General features: G+C 58.5%; 10 protein-coding genes and 1 tRNA gene. 4 read left to right on the top strand and 7 right to left on the bottom strand.

Annotation, left to right across the window (positions count from 1 at the left end; translation table 11 throughout):
- Nucleotides 1-23: 23 nt before the first annotated feature.
- Nucleotides 24-1,946, bottom strand: coding sequence for a DUF262 domain-containing protein (locus tag GE027_RS02415; RefSeq protein ID WP_153555572.1), 1,923 nt, complete (start codon nt 1,944-1,946; stop codon nt 24-26).
- Nucleotides 1,943-5,074 carry a BPTD_3080 family restriction endonuclease gene (locus tag GE027_RS02410; RefSeq protein ID WP_153555571.1) on the bottom strand — a complete coding sequence of 1,044 codons (3,132 nt, stop codon included), beginning with the start codon at nt 5,072-5,074 and terminating at the stop codon, nt 1,943-1,945. Before GE027_RS02410 ends, GE027_RS02415 begins: the two co-directional genes overlap by 4 nt.
- 141 nt (nt 5,075-5,215) lie before the next feature.
- Between GE027_RS02410 and GE027_RS02405 the strand changes: the two genes are divergently transcribed.
- Nucleotides 5,216-5,551, top strand: a complete 336-nt coding sequence (locus tag GE027_RS02405) for a helix-turn-helix domain-containing protein (protein WP_153555570.1) — start codon at nt 5,216-5,218, stop codon at nt 5,549-5,551.
- A gap of 186 nt (nt 5,552-5,737) precedes the next feature.
- Here GE027_RS02405 and GE027_RS02400 read toward each other — a convergent pair whose 3' ends face one another.
- Nucleotides 5,738-6,595, bottom strand: a complete 858-nt coding sequence (locus GE027_RS02400; RefSeq protein ID WP_153555569.1) for an endonuclease/exonuclease/phosphatase family protein — start codon at nt 6,593-6,595, stop codon at nt 5,738-5,740.
- Nucleotides 6,596-6,805: 210 nt separating this feature from the next.
- On the opposite strand from GE027_RS02400, the gene GE027_RS02395 reads away from it, so the two are divergent.
- The 3 genes from GE027_RS02395 (at nt 6,806) to GE027_RS02385 (ending at nt 9,111) form a co-directional block, all read left to right on the top strand.
- Nucleotides 6,806-7,705, top strand: coding sequence for a halocarboxylic acid dehydrogenase DehI family protein (locus GE027_RS02395; protein ID WP_162006541.1), 900 nt, complete (start codon nt 6,806-6,808; stop codon nt 7,703-7,705).
- 42 nt (nt 7,706-7,747) lie between these two features.
- Nucleotides 7,748-8,614, top strand: coding sequence for an alpha/beta fold hydrolase (locus GE027_RS02390; protein WP_153555567.1), 867 nt, complete (start codon nt 7,748-7,750; stop codon nt 8,612-8,614).
- A gap of 152 nt (nt 8,615-8,766) precedes the next feature.
- Nucleotides 8,767-9,111, top strand: coding sequence for a hypothetical protein (locus GE027_RS02385; RefSeq protein ID WP_153555566.1), 345 nt, complete (start codon nt 8,767-8,769; stop codon nt 9,109-9,111).
- A gap of 39 nt (nt 9,112-9,150) precedes the next feature.
- Here the strand turns inward: GE027_RS02385 and GE027_RS02380 are convergent, their stop codons facing one another.
- From GE027_RS02380 to GE027_RS02365, 4 genes are all read right to left on the bottom strand, one after another.
- The gene (locus tag GE027_RS02380) at nt 9,151-9,630 is read right to left on the bottom strand and encodes a cupin domain-containing protein (protein WP_153555565.1); all 480 of its coding nucleotides are present in this window, start codon (nt 9,628-9,630) and stop codon (nt 9,151-9,153) included.
- Nucleotides 9,631-9,781: 151 nt separating this feature from the next.
- Nucleotides 9,782-9,868 (bottom strand) — tRNA-Ser (locus tag GE027_RS02375).
- A 1,344-nt stretch (nt 9,869-11,212) separates the two neighbouring features.
- Nucleotides 11,213-11,491 (bottom strand): hypothetical protein, encoded by a 279-nt coding sequence (locus GE027_RS02370; protein ID WP_153555564.1) that lies wholly within the window; start codon nt 11,489-11,491, stop codon nt 11,213-11,215.
- The gene (locus GE027_RS02365; protein WP_153555563.1) at nt 11,484-12,095 is read right to left on the bottom strand and encodes a hypothetical protein; all 612 of its coding nucleotides are present in this window, start codon (nt 12,093-12,095) and stop codon (nt 11,484-11,486) included. Before GE027_RS02365 ends, GE027_RS02370 begins: the two co-directional genes overlap by 8 nt.
- Between the last annotated feature and the right edge of the window lie 141 nt (nt 12,096-12,236).

The following is a 12,236-nucleotide window of genomic DNA, read 5'->3' as shown; positions in this document are numbered from 1 at the left end:
CCGTTCTTGGTTGCTGCGGCCGTTCACACATCGTCAAAGCTGAAGAGCTTGACGAGCGAGTCGACCATCATCTCGGTGCGGGCATCGATCATTTCGGCGTTCCACGTGTCCGCGGTGGCCAGCGAAACCCGCTGGCCAGCAAAATCGAACTCCATCGAGTTCAGGGCAAGGCCGTTGCGATAACCAAGATTCACTTTGTGGCTGAGGACCGTCTTGTTTTCGACCAAGGCCTGTTTCTCGTCAAAGAAACGTGCCGCAAGGCGTGAGTTGTAACCGGACAGGGTCAGATTTCCGAGCCGATCCACGTTCTCCCAGTGCAGTTGTTGGGCTAGCTCTCGGTCGCCATCGGCGAGAGCGTTCACCCAGTCGTCTGAAAGCGTCTCTTTCTGAGGCAGCACGTGCTCGATTGTCCAGACAAAGCGATCGGTATCGTTACGTGCCCATAGGTCCGGAGCGTACTCGCGCGTTTGGCGGGTTTCATCCAAGGCAACCAGTAAGTAGCGGGTTACCAAAGCATTGATGTCGTACATGTCGCCCGAAAGAATCTCCCGGAACTCCGATTCGGTTCGGTAGCGGCCTTTGACGAGCAGTTTGTTCTTGAAGAAATCGAAACTGAGTTGTCCGTTGTGCTCGATCTCTGCATGGCACGCCGCGATCAGGTCGATGTGAGCTTGGTCGAGGTCGCTGGTGCTTGGGAAATTCGTCACGTTCCGGCGGACGTAGTAACGCCGAATCAGCTCGACAGCGCGATCGAGGAAATCATGTTCGGTAAAGTCAGACGATGGCCGCGAAAACAGATACAGCAGCAGTTGGTAGGATGGCGACGCTTGGATCAGATCCAGATCGATCAGTTTGCTACGCATTGCGGGCTCGAAGCCCGACTCGTCGTCCTCCGGGTAGATGAGTTGACCGTAGCGAATCGCGGCCTCGCGTAGACGATCAAACACCCCTTGAGGATCGCGACTGATGATCTTCTCGTAGGCGCGGATCAGTTTCGCTCGCGTGACCCGAGAGATGCCGTCGACGCGGATCGCCTCATCCCACCGATAGGCGTGGTAAAAGTGTCGAAGAAACCGTTCTTGCAGAACGGGCGTGTCCACCCACTCGATCAGATCCTGCCACTGTTCGAACGCGGCATCGATGTCGCCATTTCGCTTGGAGATCTCACCGAGCACTTTGTTCTTGATAATGTCGGTCGCCGAAAGCGGTTCGCCGCGATTGTTCAGCGTCTCGAACAAAGTGAACGCATCGGCTTGTGAGTTGACCGCGATATGGACGAAGTACAGTTGGTTGACCTTGGCGACCAGATCCAGAATCTCTTCCAGGTCCTCGGGGAGGATCGACCGGAAGTATTTGAACGCTTTGGCAAACAGCCGCACCCCGTGGTAGGAAGGTTTGGGTGGTTCGGCGATCAGGCCGACGCTGCCAAGGATGTACTTGTAGTCGACCAAGTTGTTGTTTTGAGTGCTCGGCTGGACCCGCAAAAAGTTCGCTTTCCCCTTTTCCACCCACCCGCCGTACGGCGCGCTGGCGAATTTGTCTTTGATTTTTTTGCGTTTGACCAGCTTTCCGCGCAGGCTCGCGACACTATTGCGAAAGCGGTGCTCTTCGTCGTCATCGTCAAACTCGTCGATGTCTTTCTCGATCTGTTTCAGCCGTTCGTAGATGGCCGCCATCAGCAGGGATAACGTCGTCAGTCGCTGTTGACCGTCGATGACTTCGTAGATGACTTCCGCTTGGTGCTCGTTTGGCTGGGCTTCCTTGACGACAATAATGGATCCGACAAAGTAGCCGGGATCGTTGTCGTGAAGATCTTCGATCAGTTGTTCCCAGTGGTGCTTACCCCAGGTGTATTCGCGCTGGTACTTGGGAATGTGGTAGTGTTCGCGTGCTCCTTCATCGGTATCGATGATCTGGGACAGCGGCATGCCTTCGGCGTTCATCATGATGTAGCTTCCTCTGCACGAATACGACTCGCTTGTCCTTGATGGCGAATTGCGTCATCGATCATTTCGTCGAACCGGCCCGCAACTTGTTGTTCGAAATCGGCTTCGATTTGAAACACTTCGGTGAACTCGGCGAAGGCCCAGCGGCCGAACGTGCCGAGGTTGTTGACGCCGGGGATCCAATACGTCTTCATCGTGTTGGCTTTCTCGACGTCGTGTTCACCGCGATAGCCTTTGATCTCCACGACCAGATTCAGCAGGTCTGGTGTCCCATCGGCCAGCGTGCCGCGACCGTCGTCGACCTGGACGATGAAATCGGGACGATACTTGTGAGCTTTGCCCATAAAGCGGTAGGGGACTTCCAGACCGAGTCCGTGATTCTTGACGTAGGCCCGCACGGCGGGGTGTTTTTCGGCGATCCGACAGAATTCCGCTTCCCAGTCGCTGTCCAGCACGACCCAATTGACGTGGCAATGGTTGACGCTGGTCTGCCAGCGATCCGCTTTGGAGGTATTGAAGTTAACGAACCGCGTGCTGCCGGACGGGTTGTAGGCGTCCAGCATCGCTTTGATTTTCTTTTCGTCTTGGTGAGCGGTCACGATCGCGGAACTGATCTTCTTGCAAGCTTGATCGGCTAGAGCTTGGTACATCAACTGGGCCGGGTAGGTACCGCCTTTGCAGTCGACATAGTCTTTGAGCCAGACGTTGGCAATCCGTTTGAGTTGACCGAAAAGATCCATACGCGGACTTTCACCCGGCTCGCGCCATTCGACTTCGATCAGCCTTTTGGTCAGGTGAAAGAGCAGCGTGCTGCGACGCATGTCCTCGAGATGCTTGAGCGTCAGATCGTTCTGTTCGCCGATGATGCCGCTGTTGCGGGTTTCCGTCGCCCCGACCATCTGCGGCGTGATCAGCATACGATGGTTGTCGTTGAAGTCGGCCTTGATTTTCTGATTTGGTAGCTCGATGCGATAGCCGCTGACGCGTGGAAAGCGTATTTCGAGCGAATCTCGATCGGGACGAACGGCTTTGACCTGAACGGTTTCGCGAGGCTTCTGCGGCGGAGCGACGACGGGTTTGGCGTTGAAGTCGAATGGAATGCCGAGGACGTCCGCGTACTCGACGTCGAACTTGCCTTCCGCGTTCAGGTCGTACGACTGACGGCGGAGTGCGCGGCCGATGACCTGTTCGCACAGCAACTGAGTCGTGAAGCCACGAACGCCCAGCACGTGCGTGACGGTGTTGGCGTCCCAGCCTTCGGTTAACATCGACACGGACACCACACAGCGGATCGATTCGCCCAATCGGTCTTTCTTGCCGACGGTGTTCATGACTTCGCGAAGCAGTTCTTCGTCGCTGATGTTGTCGGCTTTCTGCCGGTCGCCGGTACGCTGAATGATTTCTTTGCGAAACTGTTCGATGGCTTCCGAATTAAATTGGCGAAAGTCTTTGTGCAGCCCTTCACCGGATTCCAGTTGGCCGCTGTCAATCAATAGCGTCCGTGGTTCTGGGTAGGGTTCGTGATTGTCGGGGTCGAAATTTCGGAAGAGGGGAAGTCGACCGGGGATTGTCTGCGAGGTCCCATCGTCGTTTTGACGTTCATAACCGCTGATGTAGTCGTAGACCAATTTCGAAGACGACGTGTTGTTGCAGACCACGATGAAGCAGGGCGGGACATCGATACCGGCCTCCTGCCAGAGTTTGAACGTTTTTTCGTAGTGGCCGTACAGGGCGTCGAGGGCGGTTTCGAGCGGCGTCGGAATTTTGCCAGGATCCAGAGCAGATGCTTTGCTACGGCCGGACTTGGGCATATCGCTGCGGATGTGTTCCCAGAGGTTGCGATACATCGGCATCTCGCCGCCGGGCAAGTTGTCAGCAATGGGAACACGCGGCAGTTTGACGATGCCGCATTCGATGGCGTCCATCAGCGAGAAATCACTCATCGTCCAGGGAAACAACGTTCCTTCGGCGTATCCGCTGCCGCGCAGGAAGAATGGCGTCGCAGACAGGTCCATGACGCGGCTGACGCCGATGGTGCGATTAACCGCCTCGATGCCGGAGATCCAAAGGCGAGCGGCTTCGCTGTTCTCTTTGGCTTCGTCCTTCTCCTCTTTGCCTTTCAAGTCCGACTCTTCGGATTCTTCCGGTGGTTTTTCGCGGTAACAGTGATGGGCTTCGTCGTTGATGACCATGATGTTCCGCATGCCCATCAGTTCGGGCATCACGCGCCGGATCATCTGGCCTTCGGTTTCTGTCGTTTGCAGTTCGGGGCCGCGACCTTGCAAAAGTGCCCGTCCCCCGCTGGACAGCTCCAGCGTGTTGCGAAGTTTGAACGCGTGATAATTGGTGATGACGATGCGGGCCTGTTCCAAATCGGGCAACATATCGCCGGGCACGAGTTCGCGATTCTTGTAATAGCTATCCGGATCGTTGGGCTGAAGGACGCGCAGTCGATCTTTGATGGTCAGGCCGGGAGCGATGATCAGGAAGCCGCGGGTATACCGGCTACTGGTTTTGCGACGCACCCAATTGATGGTTTGCCACGCGATCAGCATCGCCATGACAGTCGTCTTGCCAGCGCCCGTGGCCAGTTTGCAGGCCAGCCGCGACAATCCGGGATTGGCCGCTTCATTGGCAGAATAGAGTGCGTCGAGAAAGCGGCCCGTGATTTTGTTGTCGAGGTTGGGTGCGACTTCGGTCAGCCAAATCGCGACCTCGGCTGCTTCGACCTGACAAAAGAATGGCCGGATACTACTGAAATGATCGCCCCGCCAGTGTTGCAACAGGCGAGCGGTTTCGGGCGTAACATTCCACCTGCCGGGATCGTCAATCTGTCGCCACTTGTCGATCTCACGCCGCAGTTCGTTGATGACCGGATTGGGATCGTATTGCTGCCGCTCGGTAGACAGCCCTTCATCCTGAGCGAATACGATTTCCTTTTGTTTCTCGGTGGATGCCTGCTTCTTTCCGCGACGCTTCTTCGGCTTTGGAATCGGCGTGATGAAGGACGCGGTGCGACGAGACTCTTTGACGTGCTGCGTCGGTTGGCCCGTCTCGTCGAGTTCCCAGTGTTTTCCCGGGTACTCGTACGGCGAATTAAGAATTGGTTGCTTGAAAAAGTTGGACACGTCTGCCCCCATCCACGTCGCGGCTTGACCGAAAAGTGCCAACAGCTTACTTTCTTTTTAGGGGCCCCACAATCACGGGTGTCGCAATCCTCCGCCTGAGAGGTGAAGGGATGCGATGTCCAGCCCAGCTGGAACGTCACAATGAAGTTCGGCCTACGCGTACGGGAACTTCGAATCGCGGCGTCGATGACGCAGCTCGAGTTGGCACAGCGTCTTGGTGTCAGCATGTCGTACGTCAGCAAAGTTGAACGAGGACGGCTGCAGTCAGGCGACTATCCATCCGAGAAATTCATCCACAAGCTGGCCCACGAACTGCAGGCAGACGAAGACGAGTTGCTGCTACTCGCCGACAAAGTGCCGGCATCCATACGACGACAGATCAGGAAGTGCCCTGAGCTATTCTACGCGCTCACGAAGCTGGACGACGCAAACCTTGCATCACTCGTCAAGACTGCCGAGCGCAAAGCGGGGCATTGACCGGGGCCCTGGACCGAGAACAGCAATCCAGAGGGAGTTTCTCCAGCGAGTGCATCGCGAAGGCCGACATCCAACTATGCGGCATCTTGAAAGTGACGTTGGTGGCTCGCTCCCGCGCCCACGAACCCAACCCTCCCGCCACGCGCGAGGGTGTTGTCGTCGGGCTTTGTCAAAAGATTTCTGCCGCTACTGAAAAACCGCCAGCTGGGGCAGGTGATCGCTGAGGGCGAACGATTTCTCGTCCTGGATGTTTAATCGAAACGCGCCCTCGAACAACGGCCTGGATTCGCTGGTCCGCTGGGCGATCGGCCCGGTGGCCAGGACGTAATCGATGCGGTGTTTGGGCGTGTCGGCAGGAATCGTGGGCCCCTCGCCCTCGCCGACCTGGGCGAAGGTGTCGACCCAGCCGGCGTCCATCCACAGCTGGTATTCCTCGCTATCGGGACCATGGTTCAGGTCGCCGATCAACAGCATCGATCGGCCGGCGTCCAGATCCGGCTTCATCGCCTTGATCATCGCTCGCACCTCCTTCAGCCGAACCGTGGGATCCGGCGTCGGGTACAGGTGCGCGGAGTGAACGATTAAGGGATCGCGTCCGGCGACGTGGACCGTGGCGCGGCCCCAGTGCCGGGTAAACAAGTCCTTGGGCCGCTCGCCGCCCAAAGGTGTGTTCTCGCTATCGGTCATTTCGTACCTGCTCAGCAGCGTGCCTGGCCAGTGCCCGCCGCTGGGGAAGCGCACGTGGTGCATGCCCAGCCGCTCGGCGACCGCTTTGGTCATCGCTTCGCTGGGCGACTCGGAAAAATTAATGATGTCCGGTTCGTGCAGGGCCAGCTCCATCGCCAACCGCTCGGCCATCTGCTTTTCTTCCACGGCTCGTTTTGCCAGGGAGCGTTGTTTCGGCCAACCCGTCGCCTTGTAGATGTTGTAGGCGATCACTCGCAGCGGCGCAGGTTTGCTGTCGTCGGCGCCAAGCGGCGCTGCTGCGGTGGCGACCGCACTCACTCCCAGGGCAGCCGTAAACTGTCGGCGTGAAAGCTTCATCATTATCTCCTCGAGTGTGTCCAGAAATTCCAAGTTGCGTTCCGGCGATTATAAGCCGTTACGAATGAGCCGTTTGGGCGATAGCCCCGGTTGCGGCAGCCGTTTGGCCGATAGCCCCCAAGCCGGCATAAGGTTTGCGGCGGTATGCCGGGAAAACCATCTCAATCGAGTGATCCCACCGCGGCCCGTCCACACTGTCGAAGGAAACCGATGCTAGGTCTGAGCAAACGCACGATCGACGAGTACGAAGCGAGCGGCGAGATCGAACGCGTCTACGCCGAGATCCAACCGACCCTGCGAGTCAGCGGCGTGAATCTGAACTTCCGCACGTGGGCGGCTCAGGATCATCTGTTGCCGCTGCTGTGGGATCCGCTGAAAGCCAACTGCGGAACCGATACGTTCGAACAGTCGGCCGACGAGCTGCGAGCCACCGCGGCCGCATCGGCGATCCGTTTGTCGAGGCTCGAGGCACACCCGGCGGCGGGCTTGGGAGAGAGCCAAGCCTTTCAGTTGCACGAAGCCCTCAAGCTGTACCATTTTGTGAACCCCAAACTGCTGTTGTTCACATCGACGGTCAAGCTGGCTCTGGATGGCGAGCTCCACGCGCCGGACAGCTTCGCCGACGTATCCAAAACGCCTCGCCGCGTGACCCCGGGTGCGCCACCGGACATGTATCCCATGGCCATGGTTGACGAGCAGCCGGACGACACGACGGTGCAGGAGGTCTTCGACGACATCAAGCAGACGCTGGACCTGAAATCGGTGAACAGCGACTACCGCACCATGGCTCTCTGGCCGGCTTATCTGAAGGCCATGTGGCGGTCGCTCAAACCAGTTACGCAACAACAGGACTATACCGACGCGGCCGACCGGTTGCGTGATCGATCCCGGCAGCTGGCTGGGCAGTTGCCGCTGCCGATATCCCTGCCCACCCGCACGCTCGAAGCGGGTGGCGCGGATGTCGACAAAGCGATCGAGACGACCGCGGCCTTTGAATGCCTGCTCCCCGGCTTGATCCTCAACATCGCTCTGTGTTTGCGAGACTTCGTGGACGACGATCGTCTGAGCGAGTCTCCATGGCCGGCCTCGTACCGGACCCTGCCCGAGTAGGTTTTTATTCTCTGAATTCCAGTCCAACCAAGGCAAGCACGTATGAACTGGCGCACTTATCAAGCACAGCAGCGGGTGACGCGGCTGGGGGATCGGTTTCTCAGCTACATCGATCGAACCGACGAAAGCGCCGGCGCGGCCAGCCAAGCGGACCCGGTGGTGTTGCTGCACGGCATTCCCACCTGGGGCTACCTGTGGAAAGACCTGATACCCGAAGTCGCAGCGCAGCGGCGAACGCTGGTGCCGGACCTGCTGGGATTCGGATTCTCTGACCAACGCGATTGCTTCGACCGTTCGATCGACCGGCAAGCCGCCGCGATCGATCGCTGGCTGGACCAGCTGGGCATCGAATCGGCCGCGATCGTCGCCCACAACATCGGCGGTGGCGTCGCGCTCCGCCTGGCCACGCTGTATCCGGAGCGCGTCTCGCAGCTGTGTGTGATGAACACGGTCTGTTACGATTCCTGGCCCATCGAATTGATGCTGCAGTTCGGCCATCCGTCGGCCAATCGCCTGGTGTCGGCATCCAAGACGATCGGCGGGCTGGCCCTGGCACTCAAAAGCGGGTTTGCCAAATCGCCCGACAGCGACTTCTTGGAAGCGTTGCTCGCACCCTACCGGACCGAGGTCGGCAAGCGGTCGCTGGTCCGCAACGCCGCGGCCCTGAACACGAACCAGACCACCGAGATCTCCCACCTGCTGCCGTCGATCGACGTTCCGACGCTGGTCTTATGGGGCGAGGACGACAAGTTCCAGGACATCCGCTTCGGCCGCCGTTTGGCCACGGACATCCCCAACGCAGAATTCGTGCCCCTGTCCGATGCCCGGCACTTTGTGATGGTCGACCGCCCCGATGAAGTCGCCAAACGCGTCAGCGAATTCTTGTCCGCCGGGGTCCTGAACCGTTAAGCATCGATGTGACATGGGCTTCCAGCCGGTGGGGTTGCCTTTGCGGGCTGGAGATGGGCAGGAGTCTTTCGGCTTATCAGCCGTATTGGCGTTCGCCACGGTTACTCGCTTCCCCCAATCAATCCTGCCTACCCGCTTGAGAGGTGAACGAAATGTTACGCAGCATGGTCAAGGTCGCCGCCGCCGTGGGCGCGTTTGGACTGCTCCACAGCGCCCTGGCAAGTCGGGCGGCGAAGCAAACTGCCGAAGATGTTTTGGGCCAGCGCAACCGCAACGGCCTGTATCGGATGACGACGAAGCTGTTGGCCTTCAATACCGCCGCCACGGCGTATCTGGTGATCGGTTCGTGGCACGAAGAAGTTCGTCTTCGCCAGGCCTACGGCCAGCGGTACGAGGTCTACCGTTGCAGCGGCATCCCCTTCTACTCGCCGCGACCGGCGCGGAGCCTCTCCAGCCCCATGCAGGACGTGAAAGCATCGCAGCGCGTGGAGACGTGAAACGCCAAGCGTCGAGCGGGGAGGCGTCGCTGCCGCCGGCTACTGCGGAGGCGTCTGGATTGTGACGCCGTACCGGCCTGCGGCTTCGACCAATTTCGCGATGTCCGCCTCGCTTGGCATCGACGCGTTCTCGGCATCATCGGCCAAGGGATGCCCGACCTCGAGAAACATCTGCTCCAGTCCCGCCGGAGCGACCGAGATCAACAGTCGAGCAGTCCGGTTGCTTTCGTTCTTGAAGCAATGCAGGCTACCGATCGGCATGTTCACAAACGTGCCTTCGCCAGCGACGATTCGCTGCTGGTCGATTTGAAAGACGATCTCGCCTTCGAGGACGAGAAACGATTCTTCTTCACGGCTGTGGGTGTGCGGAGGCGGACCGCCGCCGGGCGGCACGACGGCATCGATCGTCGCGTACTTGCCGTCCGTCTCCGCGCCGGTAGCGAGCACCCGGTACACGTCGCCCACGACGCCGATCCTCTGCCCCTCGCCGGGCCGCCGTATGGTTGCTTGCCGACTCATCGCCATCTCCGTCGTTGCCGCCTTGCGGGCGCTTTGGGTCTAACATGCCGTGGCATCGACAGCCGGCCTGCAAAAGATCGCGCGGTCGATCAATCGGAACCGGCGGGACACCTGAGCAGAGTCAGGCCCTGCATTCTTCGCCCCGATGCAGCGGATGGGGTGGGATTCGAACCCACGGTAGGCGCAAACCTACGGCAGTTTTCAAGACTGCTGCCTTCGACCACTCGGCCACCCATCCGGTGGACGCTTGTCGGCTTTCGCCGGGCGTCCGGGCGATCATTTTAACAAGCTTGCAGCTGCTTGCCAGATCAGCTGACGCTGACTTGTTTATCGACGAAGCTGACCGGTCGCAGGCAGACACAATACCATCATCGACGGCCACTTAGCAGCTTCGATAGGATGCATCGTGCGAAGCCCGTGTCGCAGCGGGCTGCTTCCTCTACGGTCGGTACCCTCCCGCCGCAGAAGCAGCCCACTGCAAAGCGTTTTACGCTAACCGAATCTTCATCACGCCGAACGAACTTTCGAGTCTGTCAGTTGCAAAGCTGGAATCGTCCTCGGTTACCTCATCCGCAAGCAGTGGGGCTGGACCGAATGCACCTGGAAGAAGAAATACCGAACGTGGTTATTCGGTAAGACGCTGAACAGTGAACCGTAGGTGTCGCTGCAAGGCTTCGAGGAATACCCACGCTGGCAAGATTACGGGGAGGACTGACCTCGCCCAAAAACTTCACTTAGAACGCGACCCGCTGCCGGCCCGATCGGCGGAGGGTTTTCTTTTGGGCCCGTGGCATCATCGCAACTCGTCCCGCTTTGTCTTGCTGAGCTTCCGCCAGTCCCAGGGGGCACCGTGGCGGCGATCCGACCACAAGCCGATGCCCCGCGGCGGTGCTGATCGTTGCATCGCCGCCGATTGCTTCCCCGGCCGTGACCACCCTGTCGCGACTGTAGGGACTGCTGAATCGCTTGCCGCCGCATGTTGAGGCGGTGCTGGATCCAAGCACGCCGGACACGGTGCGAGTGACCGGTCTGCGGTCTGCGGTCTCTCTGGCCAGCAACGCGGCAACCGTGGCTGACATGCTGAATTGGGCGGTGCAATCGGTCTGCGATGGTTTGGCACTGGTTGCCGAATGGGAGCGGGAAGCGGACGCGCCGGGGTGGGAACGGGATGGCAGGTTAGCTTGATAACTTAACGCGTCGTATCGTTTCCGTAATCTCCAGAAAATGACTCTCGCGAACACAACCGAGGATTTTGATGATCGAATCCTGCGGGATGGAACGGATCCACCTGCATCGCACGACGTTTTTCTTGTCTAGGCCTGTTAGACTGTGACCCCGTGACCACGGTAGCGGTACGCAATCAGGCTCTAGTGGATCAGGGACAGAGGTAGTTACGGCTGCGCAAACCAAGTCCCTCCCTGAATCAATATCTTCTGGAAGACTAAGCATCTTCTGGAAGACTAAGCACAACCAGCGGCCTGGCTTTAGGGTTCTTCCCCCTTGGGTCTCTAACCTCCGCGAGGATAACCGATCCACGCTGCAGCCTTGGACCAGCCATAGCACCCGCTCACTGCCTTTGAGTTCAGTAATCCCAGCCGGGTTCATCGCACGAAACCTGCGGCCCTTTGGCAAGTTCGTCAAGCTCCTCAGCGGTAAGATAATCATTAGTTCCGTTGTGAAGTTCCGGAACTAATAGTTCACCCGGGGGAATCTGCAGGTAGGGGGTGCAAGCCACGTTCAGCACTTGTACCCCTTTGTCTTGGCGGACCACATGGACGAACATTCGCTGCTGCCAATTGCCCTGCTGTAGCTCGTTGGTCTGCGAAATATCGGTTTCGTGGTCGGGGTAGTATTTAATCATCCTTCACCTCCAGTTCGAAAACCTCCATAGCTAACTCGACCACCGTCCGGCGGTCGGTACGAAACGCCTCAGCAGCCCTGGCAGCATCAGCAGCTTTTGCAGTAGAGCGGTGAACATTCACACCAAGAGTAAGTTTTTTGGGAGTGCGGGATAGCGCGAGATTGATGGTTGTTCCATCTCGCTCGATTGCTCCGCCAACATCGGACCTAGTAACCCCTGAAAGGTTCGTCCGCTCAAACAAAAAGGCGTCATCGAGCCCTTTCTTAAGCTTGGTGTCGTCACGCTCGCATTCGAACGTGAAATTGTTCCCCACCGCTTTGACAGGCGTGTGCGGCAGCTCCGTCATTATCCGAGCTACGGGTATTCCACAATCATAGTTCGGAGAGCTGCAGGTAACGATCGCCGAATCTGGGCGAATTGTGCAGACCAGCCCCAGGGCATCAAAACTGGCCTGCAATCCCGGCTGGCTCAGGTCGGTGCTAAACTTGCCTTCCGTTCCTTCCGGCATTTGCATCAACGTCTCAGCAATCCATCCTGGCTGGAAGATGTAGATGTTGAATGTGCCGCGAGCGACACATGTAGATTCCTTGATTTCTAAGGCCATTTTTGCCTCATCCGTCTATTCGCAATACCCAAAGATGGCTTGCAGCAGGTTGTGGAGGGTCATCCTCCTGTCCGTAGTTTAATACACGGTGGTCTGCAGGTTGCCGACCTGGGATAGCCACCGAGCTTACCGCCCGGCGGC

Origin of the sequence: Roseimaritima sediminicola, assembly GCF_009618275.1 — a bacterium.
GTDB classification, from domain to species: Bacteria; Planctomycetota; Planctomycetia; order Pirellulales; family Pirellulaceae; genus Roseimaritima; species Roseimaritima sediminicola.
This window is presented reverse-complemented; position numbering and strand designations above follow the sequence as displayed.

Coding starts and splice junctions, on each gene's coding strand:
- GE027_RS02380 (WP_153555565.1), bottom strand. CDS start 9,630: ATGAGTCGGCAAGCAACCATACGGCGGCCCGGCGAGGGGCAGAGGATC.
- GE027_RS02390 (WP_153555567.1), top strand. CDS start 7,748: ATGAACTGGCGCACTTATCAAGCACAGCAGCGGGTGACGCGGCTGGGG.
- GE027_RS02385 (WP_153555566.1), top strand. CDS start 8,767: ATGTTACGCAGCATGGTCAAGGTCGCCGCCGCCGTGGGCGCGTTTGGA.
- GE027_RS02395 (WP_162006541.1), top strand. CDS start 6,806: ATGCTAGGTCTGAGCAAACGCACGATCGACGAGTACGAAGCGAGCGGC.
- GE027_RS02365 (WP_153555563.1), bottom strand. CDS start 12,095: ATGGCCTTAGAAATCAAGGAATCTACATGTGTCGCTCGCGGCACATTC.
- GE027_RS02415 (WP_153555572.1), bottom strand. CDS start 1,946: ATGATGAACGCCGAAGGCATGCCGCTGTCCCAGATCATCGATACCGAT.
- GE027_RS02405 (WP_153555570.1), top strand. CDS start 5,216: ATGAAGTTCGGCCTACGCGTACGGGAACTTCGAATCGCGGCGTCGATG.
- GE027_RS02400 (WP_153555569.1), bottom strand. CDS start 6,595: ATGAAGCTTTCACGCCGACAGTTTACGGCTGCCCTGGGAGTGAGTGCG.
- GE027_RS02370 (WP_153555564.1), bottom strand. CDS start 11,491: ATGATTAAATACTACCCCGACCACGAAACCGATATTTCGCAGACCAAC.